A 24632-nucleotide genomic window follows, 5' to 3' on the forward strand; every position below is an offset into this window, starting at 1 on the left:
GAGAGTGCGTTGCAATCGAGAGCTTTGCATGCCAGCAGCCCGGCCGGGTTCATTCATCATTGACCCGATTCCCCCACGAATGAAAATCGAGAGTTCCGACATGCGATATCGAACCCTTCCCCATTTCATTTTTCCCACCCGTTCGTCCGGGACTTCCAGGGCGCGGCGAAGCATCGGTTGCGGTGTCCTCACGCTGGCAACGATCGGAATGCTGCCCGCAGCCGGAGGAAACTTTGCGACCGCGGAAGACACCACGGTGGCCGCCAGTGAGAAGCGCACCGCGAAGGACGACACCGCGAAGGACGACACCGCGAAGGACGACCTTGCGGAGGTCATCCGGGCGGACATCGACGATGCCGAATCGCTGAGCGTCGATGAAATCACCGTCGGCAGTGAAGACGGCTTGGTCACGCTTTCGGGCACCGTGGCGAGCTTGATGGATAAGCGGCGAGCCGCTGACGTCGCCAAACGTGTGCGTGGCGTTCAGGCCGTTCTGAATGAAATCATCGTCCAGCCCACTTCGCGGTCCGACGCGGATATCCGCGAAGATGTCGTTTCGCGGATGAAAACCAACGACAGCCTGGAAAAGCTGGAAATCGTCGCGGCGGTCAACGGCGGTGAGGTGGCGTTAACCGGCAAAGTCGACTCGTTGGCCGAAAAACGCGTTGCCGAAAGGGCGGCCGCGGGGGTTCGCGGCGTCACTTCGGTTGCCAATCAACTGACCGTGCGTTTGGACCCGGACCGCTCCGATCAAGAGCTACGTGAGGAAGTCAATGCTCTGATCATTCAAAGCGTTTACCTGGACGACTTGAACATCGACGTCAACGTCAAAGACGCGGTGGTGACTTTGGCGGGCAAGGTGCATTCCGCGGCGCAGAAAGAGCGTTTGGAAGCGGTGGCGGAGATCTGGGGTGTTCAAAAGGTCGACGTGGAAGGAGTGGAGGTCCAACCCGACTCGGTCGACCAGACCGTTCGCAAACGTCGTTACGCCGATGTCAGCGACCAGCAAATCTCCCAGGCCATCCGGCGGTCCCTGTCGAACCATCCGATCGCGTTTTCCGCGGTTGATCAGATCCAGCCGGAAGTCCACGATGGCGTCGTCACGTTGCAGGGCACCGTTTCCAGACTGCGTGTCAAGGAGATCGCGGAACGGCTGGCGATGGATGTTGTTGGCGTGCATCGCGTGGTCAATGAACTGGAGGTCCAGTACGACCAGACGCCCTATTCGGATGCCGAGATCATCGACCTGACTCAAAAGGCATTGGAGCTAAGCCCTTATTTGTACCGTCGCGATTTCCGCGTGCACTGCAACCGGGCCCACGTGACACTTTACGGTGCCGTCGAAAGTCAATTGGAGAAGGAAATTGCCGGGTGGATCGCCGGGGGCATCCCGAGCGTCGTGCACGTCAACAACGTGTTGGCCGTCGAGAAGCCGCAGAAAGACAAGAGCGACGAACAAATCAAGCAAGACCTGCAACGCAAGCTCAAGTACTCGTTTTATGACAAGGCGGACAGGATCCAGGTGCGGGTTGTCGATGGTGTCGCCATCCTGTCCGGAACCGTTGACACGTGGCGGCAGTGGCAGATGGCGTTGGATCTTGCCATCGAAGCGGGTTCCAGGACGCCCCACAACATGATCGATGTGCGATTTCATCCGCCGCACGGTGCTTCGGACGCGTTCGTGCCGCGGTGAGCCCGCGAGAATGCGGGCGGTCCGACTTTGCCCGCTGTCGCCAGTTTGGCTGCCGTCGCCAGTCGCTTCCAGTCGGATTCGAACGATAGGTCGACCGACCTTCAGGACGCGATGGGGTGTACCGGTGCATAGAATGGGACATGAGCAGCCCGAGCGAACTGACCGATTCACACCCGTCGGCTGAGCAGCCAGAATCACGTCGCAATTCGGACCGTCGTCGGCGGGTGTTGTTGACCGGAGCGACCGGCTACGTCGGTGGTCGATTGCGCCGCGAGCTCGAATCCCGAGGCGTTGATCTACGCTGCATGGCTCGGCGGCCGGAGAATCTGGTCGGGCGCGTCGACGGAAAGACTCAGGTCGTTCAGGGAGACGTGTTGGCGCCGGAAACGCTGGAGGGAGTGTTCGACGGAATCGACACAGCCTACTACCTAATTCACTCGATGGGTGTGGGAGAAGGGTTCGAAGCGGACGATCGCCGGGCCGCGGAGAACTTTGCACACGCGGCGTGGCGTGCCGGCGTTCGGCGGATCGTTTATCTGGGCGGTCTGGGAAACGACGAGGATGATCTGTCCAGCCACCTGCGCAGCCGGCACGAGGTCGGGCAGATCCTGAAGCGGGACTCCGGAGCACAGGTGATTGAGTTCCGCGCCTCCATCATCATCGGTTCGGGCAGTTTGTCGTTTGAATTGGTTCGCGCCCTGGTTCGCAAGTTGCCGGTCATGATTTGGCCCAAATGGGTATCGACCAAGGCGTCACCCATCGCGATTCGGGACGTCCTTGCCTATCTGCTCGAAGCACTTGAATTGCCGGACGGCCCGAGCAAGATCTACGAGATTGGCGGTCCGGAGGCAGTGTCCTATGGCGGAATCATGGAGGAGTATGCCCGACAACGCGGCTTGCGTCGGTTCACGATCCGGGTTCCGTTTCTTTCACCTCGCATCAGCAGCCTGTGGTTGGGCCTGGTCACTCCGGTGTACGCCCGGATCGGAAGAAAGTTGGTCGAAGGCTTGGTCAATCCGACGGTGGTGTCCGATGATGCGGCCGACCGGGATTTCAAGGTAAAGCCCTGCGGCGTCCGCGAGGCCATTGCTCGAGCGATCGAGAAAGAGAACCGCGAGATGGTGGAAACGCGATGGTCCGACGCCTTGTCGTCTTCCGGTCGGATTGCCAAGTGGGGAGGCGTTTCGTTTGGCAATCGTCTTTTGGATGCACGTCAGGTCGACGTTGCTTTACCGCCGGCATGTGCGTTTGCCCCCATCGTGCGTTTGGGCGGTGATTCGGGCTACTATTACGCCGACTGGTTGTGGCGGGTTCGTGGTTGGATGGACTTGGTCGTCGGCGGCGTCGGGCTTCGCCGTGGGCGTCGACATTCACGGAAACTGCGCGTCGGCGACGCCGTCGACTTTTGGCGTGTCGAGGTGTTCGAACCGGATCATCGATTGCGGTTACGGGCCGAGATGAAACTTCCCGGCCGTGGTTGGTTGGAGTACGAAGTCAATCCAAAGCCCGGCGGCGGTGCGACAATCCATCAGACGGCGGAGTTCGACCCGGTGGGGCTGTTTGGGCTGGTTTACTGGTATTCCGTGTGGCCGCTTCACCAGTTCGTCTTCAAAGGCATGTTGCGGGGCGTCGTCCGCGAGGCACACGCGCTGTGTCTCGATCAGAAGCCGGGTGATGATCAGACGCCGGCAGCCGGATCGCTTGCGGAAACCGCTGCCGAGAGCGTTCCGGAGGAAGCGGGCGGTCGAGTGTGAGGTGGGGGCGGGTGTGAGGTTGGTCGAACGGGGGGGCTGTCCCGGTGGGCACGGATGTTGACGCCGGTTCCGTGATAGCGCAACGACCGTTTTCCGGGCTTGCGTGGCAAAAATCGATCGCTGGTCGGTCGACGTGGTTTCTGACCAGCCGTTTTTTGGCCGTTTCTTGGATTTGCGGTCATTGGTACGTGGCGTGCTTTCACAGCTTCCGTCGGCTGACCATCCAATCCTTACCGCAACAGGCAAAGGGTCGGCCGAGCTGCCTGTTGCCCGATTGAGAGTACCCATGAAGATTCGATCGCTTGCTTTGCTGTTTTCCGGTGTCTTGCTCGTAGGCGCGCTCGGTTGCGACGTCGACCAGACCGAGCAGGGAGAATTGCCGGACGTCGATGTCGACGTCAGCGGCGATCCCGGAAACATGCCTGAGTACGACGTCGAAGGACCGGAAGTCGACGCGCAGATGGAAGAGACCACCGTCGAGGTTCCAGATGTCGATGTGGAAATGAAGGAAAAGCAAATCGAAACGCCGGACCTGGACGTGACGTTGCCGGATGAGAATGAGTAAGTGACGGACGGATCACGAGCCACCGAAGGGATGGGTGGGAATCCGTCAGGATCCGAGGTGAATTCGCGGACGAAAGCATTCCGGCCGCAGCGCCCTGGACGGCGCCGGAATGCTTGCCGTTGAAAGTGGGGGCTTCGCAATCGAAGCCCTGGGGGCCCACACAGGCGTTACACTTGAAACCGATGATCGGTTGGTGCCGACCACTCTGAAGGCGCCCGTTGCGTCCGGCTGACGGATCTTCCGTCGGGGCGCGAGTCGACGAAGTCGCACCACCGTGGCACAAATGCCGTGGTCTTTCAGGTGGAATGCGATGAAGTTTGTCAAAGAGGTCTTTGCTGAGTTTTCAAGCGATCATTGCACGACCATGTCAGCGGCGTTGGCCTACTACACGGTCTTTGCCCTGGCACCGTTGTTGTATCTGTTGCTGACGGTACTGACCTATGGTCTGTACGTCGCTTACGACGCCGGTGACGCGGAGACGCGTGCCAAGCAAATGTTGGAACGACAGGCGGGGCAGTTGCTCGGCAGTGAAGCCGCGAGCGAAGAAGTTTCGCGGATCTTGATGAGGGACCAGGAATCAGGCGGTACGTGGTACAAGGTTCTGTTCAGTTTTCTCGGGATCGTGGTCGGAGCCACCGGTGTGGTGGCCGCCATCCAGGATTCGCTCAATCGAGTCTGGTCCGTGATTCCGGACCCCGAATCATCCAGCGTCGCCCACTTTCTGACCAAGCGTCTGCTGTCGTTGGCCATGATCATGGGCTTGGGGTTCCTGCTGCTGGTCTCCCTGATCGTCTCGACCGTTTTGGCCCAGATCGGGGAAAAACTGACGGCTTGGGCCGGAATTGACGCCTCGTCGGCCGACTTGATCAACCATTCGGTCCAGGCGGTGGCGACGTTTGTGATCTTCGCCGCGATATTCAAGTTCATGCCGGACGCGGTCGTGCGTTGGAAAGACGTGATGTTGGGCGCATTCTTGACCACCGTGTTGTTTCTGGTCGGACGGATCGCTTTGCAGTGGTACTTGGGGCGCGTCGATCCAGGCGCACAACTTGGTTCCGCCGCGGCCTCGTTGTCGGTCTTGTTGGTCTGGATCTACTACAGCAGCATGATTTTCTTTTTGGGCGCCGAAGCAACCTTTGTGTACGCGAAGAATTTCGGGGGTGGCGTCGCTCCGGAGCGGGGCGCCGTGCAGGTCGTCCAAACGCTCGCGCCGCGCCAGTGAGAATCGGTTGGACAGCGCCACTTTGGGTGAGCCGCGTAGCGCTAGCCGCGGGTTTTCTCACCGCAACCGGCGGCTAGCGCCTCGCCGCTCATCGCACGGCAAATCACGGTGTTTTTTGATTGAAAGCTTCTCCACGCTTTGAGGCTCTTTCACGTAATTGCTTGGGGCTTCGCCCCGCTGGTTGCTGACAGCTTTTCCTCCCTCTAAATGCAGCCTGTCTCGGTGCCCTCGGTGGCCTCTGTGGCAATACCTGCCCCATTGATCCGCAGCGGTTGGACCAACCGACGGTGTTCGGCCGCGATCCTCATTCGCTGGATCACGCCACTTTGCGTGAGCCGCGTTGTGCTAGCCGCGCGTATTCTCACCGCAACCGGCGGCTAGCGCCTCGCCGCTCATCGCACCGCAAATCACGGTGTTTTTTGATTGAAAGCTTCTCCACGCTTTGAGGCTCTTTCACGTAATTGCTTGGGGCTTCCCCCGCTGGTTGCTGACAGCTTTTCCTCCCCTCTAATGCAGCCTGTCTCGGTGCCCTCGGTGGTCTCTGTGGCAATACCTGCCCCATTGATCCGCAGCGGTTGGACCAACCGACGGTGTTCGGCCGCGATCCTCATTCGCTGGATCACGCCACTTTGCGTGAGCCGCGTTGTGCTAGCCGCGGGTTTTCTCACCTCAACCGGCGGCTAGCGCCTCGCCGCTCATCGCACCACAAATCACGGTGTTTTTTGATTGAAAGCTTCTCCACGCTTTGAGGCTCTTTCACGTAATTGCTTGGGGCTTCCCCCGCTGGTTGCTGACAGCTTTTCCTCCCCTCTAAATGCAGCCTGTCTCGGTGCCCTCGGTGGTCTCTGTGGCAATACCTGCCCGATTGATCCGCAGCGTTTGGACCAACCGACGGTTTTCGGCCGCGATCCTCATTCGCTGGATAACGCCACTTTGCTTGAGCCGCGTGGCGCTAGCCGCGGGTTTTCTCACCTCCACCGGCGGCTAGCGCCTCGCCGCTCATTGCCCTGCAAATCACGGCGTTGTCCACTGAAAGTGATGCCGTCCAGCTTGCCGCCGGACTGACAACTCAACCCTGATTGGAGCGAGATTTGCAGACGAACAGGTCCGTGCCGGGGAAACGCTTGTGAACGTTTGAATTGAGAGGGCGGTTTTGCAGACCGAGACACCGACGGAACGCCGTGATGTAGATCGGCATCAAGAATCAGAACCGTCCGAAATACGACGAACGGACGAAGGCGACCTGCGCGACCTTTGGGTCGCCATGAATCGCCGCAGCGTGGTGACGCAATGGATCATGACATCGGTCGCCGCATGCTTGGCACTTTACTTTGCCAGCGAATTCCTGGTGCCCATCACCATCGCCCTGTTGGGATACCTGACGTTGCGCAACCTGGTGGTCCGAATGTGCAAGCTGGGCGTGCCCCGGACGCTGTCGGCGATGCTGACCATGATCATTTTGGTGGCAATCGGCGGGACCGCGATCGTGTTGCTGTACTCGCCGGCACAGCAATGGCTGACGACGGCACCGGCAACGGTGGGAAGGGTCCAGGAAAAGATCCGCCAGATTCGTCAACCGCTGGAGACGATCGACAAGGCGACCGAAGAGTTGAATTCTGATGCTTCCGAAGACGCGGAGTTGGAAGTCCAGGTCGATCAGCCCCAGCTGATCAGCTCTGACGTTGTGCTGACCCGGACGGGCAACATGCTTCTGTTGATTGCGGTGATCGCCGTCACGACCTTCTTTCTTCTGGCGACCGGCGACGAGATCCTCAACCGCGGATTGCGAATCCTGCCCACCGATGAGGATCGTGACAAAGCAATCGAGTTGGCCAGCAACATTCACGACGCCGTCGGGTCTTACTTGATGCACATCACCGTCATCAACATCGGCCTCGGGATTGTGGTCAGCGTCGCGATGTGGCTGTTGGGAATGCCCACGCCGGTGTTGTGGGGCGCGATCGCCACCTTGTTCAACTTCGTGCCCTACGTCGGGCCGCTCGCAGCCAGCGGAGTTGTTTTCATCGCCGCGGTGGGCGAGTTCGATTCGTTCACGTACGCGGCGGGGGTCGCCGTCGTGTTTTGGTTGATCACCGCGGTCGAAGGCCAATTCGTGACGCCGTCGGTGCTCGGCAAGAACTTGGAACTGGGGCCCGTGGTCGTGTTGATCTCGGTGGCGTTCTGGGGATTCATGTGGGGCATTCCCGGCGTCTTCATTGCCGTGCCGTTGGTCATCGCGATGCGGCTAGTGTTCGATTGTTTTGAGACGACCAAGCCGGTCGCTACGTTGCTCGGCAGCAGCGAATGCGAGCCGCCCGATTGCGATCAGCAGTTGGAAGACCACGAAGAGCTCGCGGAGATGGCCTCGGCGGACTAGCCCCGAACCACGTTCGGTTCGCAAAGCCCAACCGCGTGTCGGTTTTTGATCGTCGCCTTTCACTCCGTGAAAGTTGCGATCCAACCCGCTGTTTTGCGGGCAGAAGTCAAAAATGCAGCACGCCCTGCCGGCGAATGATCCCAGTGCCAAAGCGGACCTGTCGTTCTTGAATGACAGGCGTTGGCCTCTGTCGCCCGACACCCCCAGCCGACTTCGGTTACGAACGGCGCGCGTTGCGTGGGGGATTCCCCAGGCCGCCGCATGCTGGCGATCGATGGCGCAGGTGGCCGTCGGGTCGGCTAAAATGGCCCCGGCTTCGCAATCGGTCGAAGCATCCCGCCAAGAATTTCTCACCTCCGTACCCACCGCCGAATGATGACCAGACGTCGATTTCTTAAACACTCCGCCGCCGCTATCACCACCGCGACTTTGTCCTCCGGAGTCTGGAGCGAGGTGCCTGCCGCGGATTCGCTTTCGGCGAACCAGAAGTTGAAACTCTTGTGCGTGGGCACGGCCAATCGCGCCCGAGCCAATATTGAAGGGGTGGACCAGGAAGACATTGTGGCACTGTGCGATGTCGATGGACGGTACCTGGAGGCGGCCAAAAGCAAGTACGCCTCGGCAGCCACCTATCGAGACTATCGCGAAATGATCGATGCCGAAGCGGACAAGGCGGACGCGATCGTCATTGCCACGGCGGACCACAACCACGCCCCCGCGGCGATCCGTGCCATCGGTTCGGGGCTGCACTGTTATTGCGAAAAGCCGCTGACCCACACCGTTCATGAAGCGCGGGTGATCGCCGAGGCGGCCAAGCAGGCCGGTGTGGTGACCCAAATGGGAACGCAGATCCACGCGGGCGACAATTACCGTCGGGTGGTCGAAATCATCCGATCCAAAGCAATCGGAGATGTCCAAGAAGTTCACGTGTGGGTCGGCAAGGGATGGGGCGGCGGCGATCGCCCCGAGCACGGTGACGTTCCGCCACCGCACTTGGACTGGGATCTCTGGCTGGGTCCGGCTCCCGAGCGGCCGTACGCCGAAGGCCGTTATCATCCGGCCAATTGGCGTCGCTGGTGGGACTTCGGGCAAGGCACCCTGGGCGACATGGGGTGCCACTACATGGACCTGCCGTTCTGGGCGCTGGATCTTCGCCATCCGACCCACGTCCGCGCCGAGGGGCCCGAGGTGCATCCGGAGACCTGCCCGTTGGGGCTGAAAGTCCATTACCAATTTCCCGCCCGCGGCGACGCACCGCCGGTCAAGCTGACGTGGTACGACGGCAACCTGGTTCCAAGTCAGGTCAACGGGAAAGAGGTGCCCGGTAGCGGTGTGATGTTTGTCGGGGATGCGGGCGAGATGTTCGCCAACTACGGCAGTTACCGGCTGTACCCCGAGGAAAAATTCCAGGGCTACGAGCCTCCCCCGGCCACCATTCCCCGTTCAATCGGGCACCACCGCGAGTGGATCCAGGCCTGCAAAGAGGGCGGTGAGACCACGTGCAACTTTGACTATTCGGGGGCGCTCACCGAATCGGTGCTGTTGGGGAATGTCGCGTTTCGCGCCGGCAAGCCGTTGCGTTGGGACGCCAAGCAATTGCGCGCCACGAACTGTCCGGAAGCCGACGCGTTGATTCGCAAGCAATACCGCTCCGGATGGGAAGTCGCCGCCGAGCTACCGGTGTGACGCTCTTTCTTGCGAGCCTCCTGTAGCCGCCGTCGCCAGACGGCGGAAGCATTCCCATTGCCACGCTCTGGCGACCGCGCCGGTCTCGAACCGCGCCGCGCTCGCCAGCCCATTAGGAACTCGCCCGATTCGTCCCTCACGGCTGCTCGCCCAGCGACTGGAACGCGCGGGCATACCGTTTTCCGAATTCCACCAAGGACCGGCGATCGAAGTGGACGCCGTCCGATCGCAGCGTCAGCCCGTCGGACGGAACGAACGCCGCGGCGGACAGTTCTTTGGCGACGTCTCGGTGCGCCTGGTCAACGCGTTGCCTGGCATCGCTCCATTGGCCGTCGTCGGGCTGCGCCAATTGGCCGATCACGATCGGAGTATCCTGGCCGACCAGATCTCGCAGCCGAACGAACAACTCTTTCAGGGCCGCGTGATACTGGGCGGCTCGATTGGGATTGGAGTCGGATTCTCCCTGGTGCCAGAGGATGCCTTGGATGCTTCCCTGCTGTTGGGCCAGCTTGATTCGTTCGACGGCGTCGTCGTACGGATGGGAACGCGTCTGATCATGGAATCCGCCGGGTTGCCAACTGGAAATCGGGGACCCTCCGACGGCGCAGGGGATCAGACCGATCGTCACGTCGGGATTGGCTTTCGCCAGTTGTCTCGCAAAGGCGCGGCCAAGTCCGACGCCCGCGACCGACTTGTCGAAGTGCACCGGATCGACCGCCGGGATCCACTGGCCGGATGCGTCCAGCATCAGGATCCGGGGGTCAGGAAGTTCGTCTTCCGGAAGCACGTTGGCGCGTCCGGCCATGTTCGATTGACCGGCCAGCACAAACAGGTGGAACTTGTCTTTCGCGGGGATCTCGGCTCGCGTGACCGTGATCCCGCCGACTTCCAGCGGTTCGCCACCTTCGGCGGTCCGCCGCAGAGTCAATTCGTGGACTCCGGAACCGACGTCAACGGTGCCCAGTGACTGGGATCCGAAGCTTTGCATCAGCCGCGGGGTAGATTCCGAATCCAAATCGGGACGCACGCGACGATCCGGTGCCGATCGTTTCAATCGTGTGGTGGTCTCGCTTTCTCCGACAGCTGCGACCACTTCGGCATCGCCTTGCGGACTGACGTAGTGAAGACGCAGGTGGTAGCGTCCGGGCGCCGGGACGCGGATGGTCCAGGCGATACGATCCTGAGGCGATTGCCAGCGGTCGATCCAGTCGTGGGCCCATCCGTTGCCGTTGGCAAATTGGACGTCGCCGTCAAGTTGGGCATCGACCGCGGGCAGAAAGGTGGCAAGGCGGGGGGAAATCGGCGCCGGCCTCGGAGCCGTGATGACGGGTGTGACCGTTTCAACGTAGCGATCGATCTGGCCGCGAAGCTGCTGTGCCACGTCCGGATACTGCTCGGCGACGTCGTGGTCTTGTCCCGGGTCGGCTTGCATATCGAACAACGCCGTTTTCCCCTTTTCGATCGTCAAGCGGAAACGGTTGGTCCGCGCCGCGGCTCGACCGAAGGATTCCAGTCCGGATTTGTCGGGGCGATAGGTCAGCAACGTTCGATCGGTCAGCGCGGGATCGGAACCTTCGGCAATCAGCTGAGCCAGGCTTTGGCCGTCAAGCGGCTGTTTCGACTCAACCGACAGCCCGCACCACTCGGCCAGCGTCGGCAGCAGATCGATGTGGGCGGTGATTTGCGCGATGTGCCGGGGCGTCAACTTGGCCGGCCAACGGATCAGGCAGGGGACGCGGCAACCTCCTTCGTGAACGCTGCCCTTGGCGCCACGCATGCCGCCGTTAAACCGTTTTCCGTTGGGCCCGTTGTCGGTCAGGAAGATCACGATCGTGTCGTCGGCGACCTGTTGCTGGTCCAAGGCGGCCAGCAGTCGACCGACGTTCTGATCGATGTTTTCCACCATCGCGTACACCGCCGCGGTCTTCTCAGAGATTTCGCCGGTGTTGTAGCGATCAAACAGTTCCTGGGGGACTTGGAACGGTCCGTGGGGCGCGTTGTAAGGCACGTAGCAGAAGAACGGCTGATCACGGTCGCGACGCAGGAAGTCGATGGCCTGATTGGTCAGCACATCGGTGATGTATCCTCGGGTTTGGACCGGCGTGCGGTCACGTTGCAGGACGGCGTCGTGGTAAAGGTTGGTGTGCCCACCACAAAAGCCGAAAAAGGTTTCAAAACCTTGGCCGATCGGATCCAGTGCTGGTTGGGCACCGTTGTGCCACTTGCCAAAACAACCCGTCGCGTAGCCCGCATCGCGGAATACTTCGGCCATCGTCGTTTCCCCGGCCCGCATCACCTCGCGGCGTCCCGTCACCCCGGCGACGCCGGTTCGTTCCGGATAGCGGCCCGTCAAAAGTGCGGCCCGGGTGGGGGCGCAAACCGGAGAAACGTAGAAGCGGTCCAGTTCCACGCTTTCACCCGCCAGGGAATCCAGCACCGGCGTTTGAACGATGGCGTTGCCGTGCGATCCGAGGTCACCCCATCCCTGATCGTCGGTCATGATCAGCAACACGTTGGGGCGGTCGGTCGCCTCCGCCTGGACGACGGTCGACGGCACGGCTTGCACCGCCAGGGCTGCCAAGGCCGCAAGTGCCAGCGTCACCATTCGGTGCAGCGGATGACGTGGGAAAGACCGGCGGCAACCGGCCTTTGTCCAGGCAAGGAGGTGAATCATCGTGGGTCCTATCGTTTTGAATGCGGCATTTATCAGTGCGGAATTGGCTGCAGCGAGCGTGTTCGGCAGCGATCCGGAGGCAAAGATTCTAGCCCATCCGACGTGACCAGCGAATCATCGTCCGTCCAACGGACGGCCAGGGGCGAAGCCCCGATCAGTTGACCAGCCCAGCCCAACGGGCTGGGAAGCGGAACAGAAAGGAACGCGAGGGCCAACGGCCCGATCCATTGTTTTCGGTGGAGAGAGGAACGGGGGCGGATCACATCCGAAGCCGGGGAATAACTCGTCGATCGCCGAACGAAATGACGCTCCGGTGTCGGCCACCGGAGTGGAGTGTCAGACTGTCCAAAACCGCTTCGGTGAGAATGACCAAAGCCGATTTACGTGACAGCCGGAGCGTTCGACTTGTCCAACCAATGTGGGCTACCGTCTGGTCGAGCGGGATTTGGCTTGGCCGAGATCACGACCTCTCATTCCTGTTTGGATCGCTTCCAATGCCAATGCTCCACATACGCTTAGAGCGTAACCAGATCGAATCTGAAGTCCGTCGTCACATCGGTCGACAGGCCGATGCGGAAGTACACCCATTGGTCGCCGGCGGATGTTTCGACGGCCCCGCCCGCGATTCCTTGAGAAACCTTGGTCGGGTACGCGTCAATTAGCGAGCCGTCGTGTGACCAGATGGTGAGGGTCAGGGCATCGTGCCGTCCGCTATCATTGGTCAAGCCGAATCCGAGTCGTTGACCGTTCGCAGGTACAGCATAAAGCCGCGAATCGTGAATTCCGGTTAGGGTTCCCGGTAGCGATCGCCCCGAGTCGCCGACGACCAATTGCTCCGCCGACGAAATCGCTTGCGGAGTGGGCGGAGTCAAGTCGACACCCTCGGCGGGCGTCCCGTCGTCGATCGGAAGGTGGGGGCGGGCGACAAAATCGGGGATGTCTTCTCCGACGGCGAGAAACGCCGAGGCAGTCGAAGAAAAGATGGGATGTTCGGCTAGCGATTCCCCCACGGCTGCTTCCTGTCCCAGTCGATTGATGACCGACAGCGCGTCCGATGGTGTTACCAGGGCGTCTCCATTGGTGTCCATCTCCCGATCATAGCTCACCTCCGAACCCCCGGTTTCCAACGCACTTGGCCGCGCCAGGCCGTTGATCACCATCAAGGCATCCGATGGCGTTACGGAACCGTCTCGATTCGTATCGTGTTGCGTCAGGTGGTAGTACTTCATCGGCAACGCGTCGAAGGAAAGATCCTGTCCATCCGAGCGAGCAATGAAACCGGAACGCGACAATTGGATCTGTGCTGATCCGGGCGCAATCCGACGAAAACTCAATTTCACCAAGTCGTTTCCAGTGGAGAATCCGTTCAATGCGCTGATGTTGACCTTGCCCGGTCGATCGGTATTGATGCTTTGCAAAAACGGATAGCCTCGACCGAATTCGACCTCATCTAGATCGACGACCTCAGGATCGAAGGTGACTGAGAAATCAAAGGAACTCAGGCGACCCATTCCGCTCGAGGAGAGCGCCACGTCGATCGACTCATTCAGCTCGGACGCGGCGACATTCAGGGTCACGGTTGATTGCGATGCCACATCGACAATGATGATTCCCTCTAATTCCACGCCGTTGCGATCGGTTCCGGTAACGATCAAAGTGTCTTGCCCTTCGAATCCAGGTCGAGCGCGATATCGAAACCAGTTGAGGAAGCCGCCGTGGTTCCAGGAAGAAACCTCTGCCCCCGAGGTGCTCGTGACGTTCGTGACGTCCAGGTATCTCCACGTGTTCTGCGACGCGACCGTCAGATCCTCTCGATCACCCAACAAGTCACGGGTACTGAATTCGATCGCAGAACCTGAACCAATCACTCGCCCGGCATCGAGATCAACCAGCTCATCCGAGATCGGGAACAACTCGTCGACCCTGCGACGGACCGATTCGATCATGAATCGCTGTTCCACGCCGTTCCAGAAGACGCTGGAAACCCCCAGTCCCCTCGATTCGACCAAGGTTTGCCCGTCGACTTGTCGTACCGAGACATTGACTCCTTCGAGAGACAGATCCGAGGATTGGAGTACACCGTCAACGGTTTCAATGGACCGTTCTTCCAACCGCGACACTGCTTCCGACGACGTTCCGAGCGAGTAGTTTTCAATTTCGGACGGCCATCGCACCTGGATGTCAAGCGGTTTCGGTTCGGGAAACTGGATCTGGTTGTCGACAACCACGTTGTCAGGATCGATCTGAATCTCGCTCACGTCTTCGCTGCCAATCCAGTGAATGCCTCCTCCTGGAAATCCCGCCACACCAATGAGCTGTCCATTTTGGGCGACGGTCGATCCGGAGATTTGAAGAGTGGATCGCCCGACGATGCCGGTTCCGTTCTCGAAGAACAGCGAATCGCGAATCTCCGTGGCGTCGCCGTTGATCGAATTGATTCCCGAAACCCGACTGCCCGAGACAATACTTCCTTCCATCATCAGGCTGCCACTATTTTGAATCGCGGTTCCAGGGCTGTCTGTTAGGATTGAATCGCGGATCGACACCAAGCCTTGGTTCACAATCAATGAGGTCGGAGGCGAAAAGCCTTGAGGGTCTTCGATGCTGCCCGACAGTCCGATCATGGCAACTTGAAAGAGTTCGGCCTGACCGTCGACTTGCAGTGCCGTGCTTGTGCGCGCGACGGGGGCATAAATCGTCAAGCCCGATAGCTTTAAGTTTCCCCCGCCGGTCACGATGATCGATGTGGCGGTTCCATGCGGAAGAATGGTGGTGTCCGCGGGAGACTGTCCGACGATCGAAAGCTCCGACGTCACTTCGAGCGACTGCTGATCGATGGTTCCGAGATCGTAGACAGCAGGAGCGAGCTCGATCGTATCGGGCTCCGGAGTGTTGTTGGCTTGCTGGAGTGCGTTGGCGAATACCGCTGCGGGTGTTTCGCCCGGCTGCGGATCGACCACCATGACCGCCAGCAGACGCCGTTGTTCCAGGCTTTGCACTCGAAGATGTCGTTTGGCTCGCATTCGTTTTTGCATTCGATCAAGAAGTTCTTTTCTGAGGAGGATGGCAGAATCGATTCTCCGAACGAACCGTTCCATGTTCGGCCAGTCCAGGGAAGTCGTTGCCATTGAAGGAAACGTCTGAGCGGGATCATTGGAATCCGATCGGCGTTCTCTTATGGAAGACGGAAAGGTTCCTGCGGGCGCACGCCGTGTCTTCGTTTTTTCTATCCATTGAACCGTTTCCCGCCGGTGCGTGCCGGATTCAGCCAGGCCAAAAAAGTGAACCGCCTGTCGCAATTAGCGGTTCAACGAACGAGGCTGCAAAGGGAGCGGCCGGTGAAATGAAAAGTCGCTAAAATTGCCCAGTTTCTCCGTGACAAATAGGATTCGGTTCGGTCGGAAACGGAAAACCGTCGCTTCCCGCTATGGGTCGGGGATCGTCGCCAGATAAGATGGCCGCATGGTTGTTCCCGCGAATCAACGGCACAGTGCACTTCTCTCCGAAGCCCGGAACGGCAATGCTCGTGCGCTGGAAACACTGTTTTCCGACTACCAGTGTTATCTCAAGATGTTGGCGACCACGGCCCTGTCACGACACCTTCAGTCTCGCGTGACCGCTTCTGACGTGGTTCAAGAAACGTTCTTGCGGGCATTCGAAGCATTCGACAAGTTTCGCGGCCAATCGCGTGGCGAGTTCATCGTCTGGATTCGAACCATTCTGGCTAGCCGGATTGCCGATGCTCATGAGAAGCATCTCGGTGCAGCGCGGCGGGATGTTCGCCGAGAGGTGTCCATGGACGCGGTCACCAAGACGCTGACCCAGTCCAGTTCCCGGCTGGAAACGATGGCCGTTGAGCTTCTGCAAGCGTCGCCCGCATCGACCATGGCGAAACAGGAAGATGCGTTGTTGATCGCCAGAGCAGTCGGTGAGTTGCCGGCGGTTCATCAGCAAGTCATCCTCGCTCGGCACTTCGAAGGCATGACATTCGAAGAGATCGCCGAACAAATCGATCGTACTTCCGGCGCGGTTCGGATGATCTGGTTGCGAGCGATCAGGAAATTGAAAGAACGATTGCGAGAGACGACAAAATGAATCTTCGGTTGGTCAAAGTCGATGATCCGGCAATTGACGAATCGATGCCGGTTGCAGATTCGATCGAACAGGCCAGCCCGGCGGAGATCCGGTTGCAGGAGCTATTGGAGCAATACACGAACCTCATCGAAGGTGGTGAGCCGTTCGCCCGGTCGGAATGGCTGCGTCAAGTCGAAGACGCCTCTCCGGGTCTGATTGACGAGGTGCGTGAGTCCATCGTCCAGATCGATGCCTTGGCGAGGTTGGCCTGCTATGAACAGGAAAGTGATTCGCCGTTTCCAAACATCACGGGATTCAGATGTGTTGGAAAGCTAGGGCAAGGTGGCAACGGAATCGTTTATGAGGCGATCGAGGAAAAGCTTGGCCGTCGTGTTGCGCTGAAGGTCTTTCCGGGAGTTATCGCCAGCGATACGAAAGCCCACGCTCGCTTTATCATCGAAGCTCAAGCCGCGGCGCGTCTGAACCACCCCAGGATCGTGCCGGTTTATCAGATCGGCGAAGGAGATTCCTGGGGAGCATTTCGATACATGGCCATGCAGTTGGTCAACGGGCAGTCGTTGGCAAAGCGGCTTGAACAAGGAGTTCCCGAGCCGATGCGGGCGGTGGCGTGGATGATCGATGTTGCCGAAGCAATCGCCCATGCCCACCAATGTGGTGTGATCCACCGTGACATTAAACCGTCGAATTTGTTGATCGACGAGGCCCAAAACGTGATGGTGACCGACTTCGGGCTGGCGAGGCTTCGATTTCGTGCGGATGCCACTGACTGCCGAGAAACGCTGACGGCGACGGGTGATCGCGTGGGCACTTTGGCTTATATGAGCCCTCAACAGGCGGCCGGTGATCCGGTGGACGAACGAACGGACGTCTATTCGCTCGGCTTGACACTGTATGAAATGCTAACCGGACGTCGCGCGATCGAAGGCGCAACCATCGACGAGGTCGACAGCTTTCGCAAAAGAACGACGCAGCTTTCCCTTCGGCAATTCGATAAACGCCTGCCCCGGGAGTTGGGCAAGATTGTCGCGAAGGCAACGATGGCGGACGTCGTCGATCGGTACCCGAGCGTATCGGATTTCCTGGACGACTTGCGCCGGTTTCGCGACGGTCGTCCGGTGACCGCCACGTCGCCTTCGGTCGCCCGACGAATCTCGCTATTGCTCGTCCGGCATCGAACATTGGCGATCACCCTGGCGGGCACTTGCTTGTTGGCTACAGGGATTGCATGGCTGGTGGCCGCTCGACTTGCGATTGCTCACCATCAGCTGCAGGATGCCTTGAACCAATCGCAGCAGAATCTGCACAGGTCTGAAGAAATTCTCGATCGATTCGGCTTACTGGCTGCCGACCAATTGCGGCATGTCGAAGGTGCCCAGAACGTTCGCCGTGAATTGCTCAGCACGGCCTTGACGTATTACCAGGAACACGCCGAGTGCGTCGGGAGTCAATCCGGTTTTTCTCAGCAGAGCGGAATCACCCATTTCAAGGCGGCCCAGATCCTCGATGAGATGGGAGCGGATCAGGATGCTGTCCATGCTTACTTGGAATCGATGCAGCTGTTAAAGAACCTGCGTCGGCGTTCTCCGCTCGCCGAGCGTACGTTGGGGCTATGCCTGAACAATCTCGCCGTGCTTGATGCCGAAGCCGACCGCCGCGAGCGAGCCCATTGGATGTTCCACGCGGCAATCGAGCAGCAGCGACGTTGGCATGAACGCTCGCTCGACCCCCAGCCGATTGCGGAGGATCTGGCCCGAACCCGTGGCAATTTTGCAATGCTGATGATTCGGGAAGAACAATTTGGTCAGGCCACAGAGCAATTGGAACGAAGCCTCGATGACTTGGAAGCAGCGGAGGAGAGTCGCGAAGTCGAATTGGTTCGCTCGATGGTACTGAGCAACCTCGCCTTTCTGGCACGCGACGATTCCCCCCGGCGCGCCGAGTCGCTATTGAATGAAGCGATCAATCGATTGACGAATCTTGAGCGCAGGACTCGCCAAGACGGCGGTGAATTGCAACGTGTCGAGGTTATTCAAATGCTGGCGAACGCACATTCTGACATGGCCACCCTTCAGGTTCATCGACCCGGCGATGCCTTGGCGAATTACCGCCAGGCCGAGCATTGGCTGGAATCGATTTCGGAGATCGAACCGTTCGACCGGCAGTTTGCCGCACAATGGGCCGTGACGCTGAACGATCATGGCCGCCTGCTAGTCTCGATTGGTCAAACCGATCAAGGCGCGAAAAGGTTTGTCAAAGCAATCAGCCTGTTGGAATCGCTTGCCCGTGTCGACTCGACCGCCGAGCACTATCGTTGGTCGCTCGCCGGAACGCTCCTCAATCTCGGGCGAGCGCTCGGCTCATCGGGGCGGTACGCCGAAGCCAAGGACGCGCTGCAGCGATCACTCTTGATTCAACGGTCAGACTCCCAGTCGGTCTCGGAATCAAATCCTTCGATCCGTCAATCGCGGGCCGAACTCCTCGGTGCTACGACAGCCGAACTCGCTAGGCTCGACGCGCAACGCCAAGGCGAAAGACCATGATCAATTCCAAACTTCATGTGAACTCCCGACATCTGAGTGGCCGTTCATCGAGGAAGCTGACGGTCGAGCATCTCGAGATGCGGACGCTATTGGCAGTCGGCTCCGATCCGATTTCCGCCGTCTCCGTCGATCCGGTCAACTCCGTGTCCGCATCACCTCCTGGCGAAATAAGATTCGATGAATTGGCCGATCGACTGAATTCTCGTCTCAAGTCATCAGATCAGCCGGCTTCAAGCGAACTTGCCGAAATCCGGAAACTTCTCGAGGAATGGGTGAACGTCAGCGACCCTAACGGGGAGGACCGTCGCGGTGGCGATAGAGGGACCGAGAGATCGGAGTCGCCGGCGTCCGATCTGGTGGGAAATCGCGTCGACATCGAACTAGTCGCTCCAGAAGTCGAGCCGAAAGTCGGTGATGATTTTTCGGTTGAGTTGCAGATCCGTTCGTCTGCGACGGATTCGCTTAACCAAATCCCGGAGATCAATGTCTTTCAAGCCAAAGTCGACTTGTTCTTTAATCCGGACGTGGTTCGGCCGGTCATGCAAGGCGTGACGATCAGCGATGGTTTTCGTCCCAGCGTACCTCGCTCCGACCAAGAACCGGGTGTGATCAGGAATTTCGGTGTCATCAGCAGCTACTACGATGCAGCGGACGCGATTTCTTTGGATGCCGATGGAACTCCCTTTCGCGTTGCTTTGATATCGTTTCGCGTTGTGGGCACCGGGGACGCCGCCATCACGTTGGGAGCAACCGGTGATGGCGAATCAATCTTGCTGTTCGGCTCTAACACGCCTTTGCCGACTGAACAAGTTCAATTTTCGTCCTTTGAATTGGCGGTCGGAACGCCCCCGATTCTGAATTGGCTTCCGAGAATCGACACGCACCCGATACCTGCGGTCACCGATGATCGCCTCGACCTCGGGTACTTCCTGCTTATCAATTCGTTCAGCACCAATTTTTCCGTCGAACACCTGCGTGCGAATCTCCCGTTCATAACGCTTGGGGTCATCGGCGTCGGCTTGGACGTCCCAGACGCCGGCCTCGAGATCGATGAGTTGTTGGATCCGTTCCTAAGGACTCCTGAGGTCTTTGATTCCATCCCACCTGGATCTGACGAACCTGATGACTCCGAATCAGATCTGCAAGCGGAGCAAATTCGTGATTCACCGTTAGCAGATGTTTGGAATGATTTCGATCTCCAACTTCTTAATGATCGACCCGAACTATCGCTGCTTCGATTGCATTTGAGGAAGTTCCGCTTGATGCTGGAGAACTGTTCGGCTGAAGCGGATAATGCTGCTATGGCGTTGAAGCGAGCGGAATCGATCGTCGACCTCGGGTGGATTGATATTTCGCCTTGGCTGACCGATCCGGCATTTCAGCACTGGAATGAGCCAGTTCCGCGTGATCGTCCGGATGCGCCGTCTCCTTCTGTCAATGGCCGATCGGAAGCGAAGCCGTCCTGGTTGCCACGGGGCAAGACCTTTCGTCCCCCCCGACTTGACTTGTTCGAGGAAATTGCCAAAGGGATTGTGCCGGGGAACCTGCGGAAGCCAAACGGTGGTCGGGTGGACATGAAAGATCGAGTCCCAGCCTCCAATAACGGCGACTCGCCAGCAAACCCTAACGGCGAATAGGTATGGGTCAACGATGCGAGACAACCCAACTTTCTGCGGCATTCCCGACGCGCCTATACTTTCCGGTCATCAGCCGTGAACCAGCCTCTTTGGAGATACCCGCCATGATCAGGATTCCAAGCACATCATCAATGACTTCATCAGGACCGTCGTGTCGCGGCCCTCAACGATTGAGTCGACGAACGAATCGCTGAAGCTGTCGGATCCTGAAACATAGAAAGCACTCCAGCAAGTGGAGGAGTTGCTGCGTTTGATGTCCAGAAATCCGCCGGCGGAAGCAGAGGATTGATTCTTGGCGGATACGTTCGGCCGGTTCGGCACCGCTGTCGCGCCATCGGTCCGAACCAGGGAAGCCCAGCCACCGAGTGCACCGGGTGCACCGAGTTCACTGAGAGATAGAAGGACGCTATCCGAGCAAGGTTTTGTCGCCTCAGGAGCATCAAGTGAATCTTGACGGTAGCGGCTCAAGCCTGCGCGAACGCGTCGCCGGCGTCACGAAATCTTGATCTGCGATGAAAGAACTGCGGACGATAAAAAGTCCCGGCGACTGCACCCTGGGCGAAAATCCGGTGTCGGCCACCGGAGCGTGCTGGCGGCATGCCAAAACTCGCGTCGGTCTACATCACCTCCGGGCCGAAGCTGAATCGCTTCGTGCTGGAGGTTGGTCCAACCGAAACGTCCAAGATCGTCTCAATCTCGCTATGTTTACTGCAGCTAACCCCCCCTACTCATTTCTCTGTTTGCCAAGCTGCGGAGTACTCAATGATGACAATCTCTCGTTTCAAATCCTGTCACCCCGACTGACCGCGGTCATTTTGGTTTCCACTGATGGAGTCGTAAGCCCCTTCCGTGAAATGGCTTGCATTGTTCCGGCTGTCGAACGTGTCACTAACCGGGGACGCTTCGAAAGAAATCGACTGACCAGCACGCTTCCCCCCAAAATCGATACCCTCACTTTATCCGCCCGAAATGCACTTCGATCTGAGCTGTCATGCGACTACCGACGATCATTTCGGCCGTGTTTCAATGTGAGTTGCGTTTGATACATGATCAATTTGCCTTTTGGATGTCGCCAGGTTTCCATGTCATGTTGATCGCCGGTTCAGTGGGTGCATAGAGCCGGAGGATGGCGAAGTAGCCTCGACCGGGGACGGTGGCGAGCCAGTTGGCATTCTTGCCCTCAGGAGCTCTCGGACCCAGGTAAAGCGTGATTGAGCCATCGTCTTTCTTTGCTGGCTCGTTCAGTTTCCCTAGCGAAGGGAATGGCTGACCATTGTCGAGCCCAGAGGCATTCTCGGCCTCGTAGAGCGTGACCGACCAGAACAGGGCGGCCGGAATGTCTGGAGGTAGGTCCAGTGTGTAGTTGTTCTCTCCATTGAGCCATTCACCCTTGGCGTCTTTGAACGCGATCATGTAAAAGGCACCCTTGCCCGGTGTCATCGATACCATGCCAGGGCTGATGGAGTAGTAGTCGGTGAAAAACCACGCTCGAGCGTCCAGGTTCCGAAGACCGTGCTCGCGATCGGTGAAGCTGAGGTCCACAAACGAATTCGGCCAACGGGACGTCAGGTTGTTAATCGGGTTGAGCCATTGGCGGTCCTTGTAGACTCGGAAATCGGCGCCACCCAGATTACGTTCCATGCCGATCACACGCGACGTCTTGTAGGCGGTCCGAGCGGCTTGATCCAAGATTTTGCGGGTGCGATCGTCGGGCTCGAACGACTCCCCCTCAACGATGCCCAGTCCCGCGAGCATGCCCAGCCAGTCTGGTCCTGCGAGGTGCTCTCCTTCGGAGTCGACTAGCCACTTGAGCTGGTCGAAGGCCGACGCGTTGTTGCGAGGCAGCATCTCATGCGCCTTACCAGAGGCATCGTGAAAAACCATCGGCTTGGCGCTGTCCTTCTTTCCCAGCGGATAGAAGACCGACTGCTTCAGCACGTCGACAGCAGGTTGGATGTTGTCCAGCGACTGATAAAAGGACCGAAGGAAGATGAAGACATTATTGGTGCCTGAGCGATAGACATAATATCCGCCTGGGACATCACCATCGTACCCCGGAGGTAAAAGCAGGAACTTCCCGCCCGCACCGCCGTCTGGGCCAGGCAGCCCGAGGTCACCGAAGAACTTGCCGCCGTCGACGGGGATGGGGCGCTGCCAAAAGTCAAGGAGGATGCCTTGCAGCTTGGGCGGCGCCTCGAAGACCAGCGGGCCGGTCTCCGCCAGGTCCGCGAATACCATCCCGTAAATGAGGTCAGAATTCGGCGTTGTGATATGCGTCTTGGCGTCCAGCCGCTTTTCCCAGATTGCCATGACGTTGTATCCAGAGCCGAACGACTCTTTGAAACCGTCCCGCATGCCCATCGTGTTAAGCAAGGGCATCGCCCACAGGTATGTCTGGCCGGCGCGCTGGAAAAGTAACTCGTCCTTGAGCGTCTGCGCAGTTTCCGGCGTGGCCCGGTTGTTTTCCAGCGGGAGATCGGCAAGCTGCTCGAAATGACTGATATCTTGCGCCCAGAGTGGAGTTGCGACAAGGACGAGGGCGATCAAGGTGAGCACGCGGCTGCGAAATTGAATAGGTGTTTTCATCGTTTACCTGAGCCGGTTGTATTGTGTATTTGGATGTTTCACTGATCGGCGACGACCTCGTGGTACCCGTCGACGCCCTTCTTGTAGGCGAGGGTGAGCCGTTGCGCTCTCGTCCGAACTAAGGTTGACTGGCGGCATGGATGAAGTTTCAGAGGGGGGACCAAGTGCATGTTCATTCGACGACCTCAAAATCGGGTAGCTTGAAGGACTTGTCGAAAAATGGCTGCAGCGGCGCGTAGAGTCGGAAATAGACGAACCAACCATCATCGCCGACAGTCTTGAGGTAATTGCTCTCCATGCCCTCGGGAGCATCGGCTCCGATGTAGAGATCGGCCGAGCCGTCGCTGTTTTTCTTAAGGCCCTCGGTGCGGCTGCCGAGACTAACGTCGCTGAGTTCGGTGCCGCCATTGTCGTAGGGACGGCGGGTGTTCTCGCTGTAAAGGGTGACCGACCAGAACTGACCGACCGGCACCTCGGCGGGCACATGGAGTTTGTAGGTCTTGTCGGCCCGGAGCATGTCACCGTTGGCGTCACGCTTGGTCGTCATGTAAACCTGTCCCTTGCCCGGCGAGGGATTGACCATCCCTTCGGATGCTCCAACGGCCTCGTAGAACCAGGTGGCCCGTTGGTCGATTTGCTGGATGGTTTCGTTCTCCTCTGCCACCTCAAAGTCGAAGCTCTTGTACCACTGCGTGCCCGGCCAATAAGGCTGAGTGTAGCGAGGATTAACCTGGATGTTGCGGGTCATGAGTTCACCCATCGCGGCACTCTTACTCAGGATTCGTCGCTGACGCTCGTCAGGTGAGAAGTCCTTGCCTTTAACGATCCCGAGCGGTTCAAGCATCGCCATCCAGGGCTTGTCGATTGTCCGCACCGGCTCCTGACTCAAGACACCTGCGAGCAACTTCCAATAGTCCATGCCGCGTGGCGCCGTGGCGCTCCACTCGACGTTTTTGTCCTCGATGAAACGGCTTGGCCGAAGCGTCTCGCCGACCTTGCCCATCTTGTACTGCGACTTGTAGGTTTCGTAATAGGCTGGGTTAGGATCGATAATGCGGATGCCTACCAGAATGTTGTTGGTGGGGCTCTGAAAGACGTTGATGCCTTCCTTACCGTATTTCGCTGGATCGTCTTCGGGGCCAACTACGATGTAGGTGGCACCCTTTCCTTGATCCGGCCCGGTAAGGCCAAGGTCGAAAACGGAACGCATCCAGAAATCGAGCACACCGCCCGCGGTCTGCCCGGCCGGATAGTCGATCTGGATCGGACCATCCTGCAGATTCGAAAAGTTGAAGATGTACGGAGTGGTCAGGTTCCCGGTGACGATTCCGCGTTTTTCCTTAAGCGAACGCAGCACGACAAAGTCCGTGTCCTTAGTGACACCGAAGGCTTCGCCCTGGGCGTTGCGCCACGCGGTGATGCTGACCAGCGGGGTCGACCACAGGTAAAGCTGACATGCCCGCTGGTAGTCCATCTCATCGAACAAACGCTGAGACGCGTCATCGTCGAAGTAGTTGTCAACGAGTTCAATCGTCCCAATTGGTGTTTCTATCAGTTGATCGCCTTTCAACGTCGCATCAGCAAGATCCACAGAATGCTGCTGCGCGACCGATTGCGATGCGACGCTGATGATGAGAGCCAACGCAATGCAAAGTCGTGTTATTGTGATGTCGTATTGCATGGAAATCCCTTCGGAGAGGCAGAAAAGGTATATGTCGAATTCACTCTGAGAAGACCAGAACGCAATCGATGCCGGAGTCACTTAGTGATGGTACCAGAGTGCGATTGCCCTTAAAATGAATA

General features: G+C 58.7%; 14 protein-coding genes. 9 read left to right on the forward strand and 5 right to left on the reverse strand.

Annotated elements, in window-relative coordinates; all coding sequences use genetic code 11:
- Nucleotides 1-100: 100 nt before the first annotated feature.
- The 6 genes from FYK55_RS14080 (at nt 101) to FYK55_RS14105 (ending at nt 9297) form a co-directional block, all read left to right on the forward strand.
- Nucleotides 101-1693, forward strand: a complete 1593-nt coding sequence (locus FYK55_RS14080; protein ID WP_161604496.1) for a BON domain-containing protein — start codon at nt 101-103, stop codon at nt 1691-1693.
- A 140-nt stretch (nt 1694-1833) separates the two neighbouring features.
- Complete coding sequence (locus FYK55_RS14085) at nt 1834-3447, forward strand: SDR family oxidoreductase (RefSeq protein ID WP_150077068.1); 1614 nt, start codon at nt 1834-1836, stop codon at nt 3445-3447.
- A 286-nt stretch (nt 3448-3733) separates the two neighbouring features.
- Entirely contained in the window at nt 3734-4012 is a 279-nt protein-coding gene (locus tag FYK55_RS14090; RefSeq protein ID WP_150077069.1) for a hypothetical protein, read from the forward strand.
- A gap of 310 nt (nt 4013-4322) precedes the next feature.
- Nucleotides 4323-5234 (forward strand): YihY/virulence factor BrkB family protein, encoded by a 912-nt coding sequence (locus FYK55_RS14095; protein WP_150077070.1) that lies wholly within the window; start codon nt 4323-4325, stop codon nt 5232-5234.
- Between the two features lie 1264 nt (nt 5235-6498).
- Nucleotides 6499-7611 carry an AI-2E family transporter gene (locus tag FYK55_RS14100; protein ID WP_150077071.1) on the forward strand — a complete coding sequence of 371 codons (1113 nt, stop codon included), beginning with the start codon at nt 6499-6501 and terminating at the stop codon, nt 7609-7611.
- A 372-nt stretch (nt 7612-7983) separates the two neighbouring features.
- On the forward strand, nt 7984-9297 hold the full coding sequence (locus FYK55_RS14105) for a Gfo/Idh/MocA family protein (RefSeq protein WP_150077072.1): 1314 nt from the start codon (nt 7984-7986) through the stop codon (nt 9295-9297).
- A 136-nt stretch (nt 9298-9433) separates the two neighbouring features.
- Here the strand turns inward: FYK55_RS14105 and FYK55_RS14110 are convergent, their stop codons facing one another.
- Together FYK55_RS14110 and FYK55_RS14115 are read right to left on the reverse strand one after the other, a co-directional pair.
- Entirely contained in the window at nt 9434-11971 is a 2538-nt protein-coding gene (locus FYK55_RS14110) for a sulfatase-like hydrolase/transferase (protein ID WP_150077073.1), read from the reverse strand.
- A 515-nt stretch (nt 11972-12486) separates the two neighbouring features.
- Entirely contained in the window at nt 12487-14994 is a 2508-nt protein-coding gene (locus FYK55_RS14115; protein WP_161604497.1) for a dockerin type I domain-containing protein, read from the reverse strand.
- A 439-nt stretch (nt 14995-15433) separates the two neighbouring features.
- Between FYK55_RS14115 and FYK55_RS14120 the strand changes: the two genes are divergently transcribed.
- The 3 genes from FYK55_RS14120 to FYK55_RS14130 all read left to right on the forward strand — a co-directional run bounded on the left by FYK55_RS14120 (nt 15434) and on the right by FYK55_RS14130 (nt 20243).
- Nucleotides 15434-16066: a sigma-70 family RNA polymerase sigma factor gene (locus FYK55_RS14120; protein WP_150077075.1), complete on the forward strand. Its 633-nt coding sequence runs from the start codon at nt 15434-15436 to the stop codon at nt 16064-16066.
- Entirely contained in the window at nt 16063-18606 is a 2544-nt protein-coding gene (locus FYK55_RS14125) for a serine/threonine-protein kinase (protein ID WP_150077076.1), read from the forward strand. Before FYK55_RS14120 ends, FYK55_RS14125 begins: the two co-directional genes overlap by 4 nt.
- A 356-nt stretch (nt 18607-18962) precedes the next feature.
- Nucleotides 18963-20243, forward strand: coding sequence for a cohesin domain-containing protein (locus FYK55_RS14130; RefSeq protein ID WP_235908687.1), 1281 nt, complete (start codon nt 18963-18965; stop codon nt 20241-20243).
- 108 nt (nt 20244-20351) lie between these two features.
- On the opposite strand, the gene FYK55_RS29735 is transcribed toward FYK55_RS14130, so the two are convergent.
- From FYK55_RS29735 to FYK55_RS14145, 3 genes are all read right to left on the reverse strand, one after another.
- Nucleotides 20352-20564 carry a hypothetical protein gene (locus FYK55_RS29735; RefSeq protein ID WP_150077078.1) on the reverse strand — a complete coding sequence of 71 codons (213 nt, stop codon included), beginning with the start codon at nt 20562-20564 and terminating at the stop codon, nt 20352-20354.
- 729 nt (nt 20565-21293) lie between these two features.
- Nucleotides 21294-22829 carry a DUF1254 domain-containing protein gene (locus FYK55_RS14140; protein ID WP_150077079.1) on the reverse strand — a complete coding sequence of 512 codons (1536 nt, stop codon included), beginning with the start codon at nt 22827-22829 and terminating at the stop codon, nt 21294-21296.
- 172 nt (nt 22830-23001) lie between these two features.
- On the reverse strand, nt 23002-24510 hold the full coding sequence (locus tag FYK55_RS14145) for a DUF1254 domain-containing protein (protein ID WP_150077080.1): 1509 nt from the start codon (nt 24508-24510) through the stop codon (nt 23002-23004).
- Nucleotides 24511-24632 lie beyond the last annotated feature (122 nt).

Source organism: Roseiconus nitratireducens (assembly GCF_008629675.1).
GTDB classification, from domain to species: Bacteria; Planctomycetota; Planctomycetia; order Pirellulales; family Pirellulaceae; genus Stieleria; species Stieleria nitratireducens.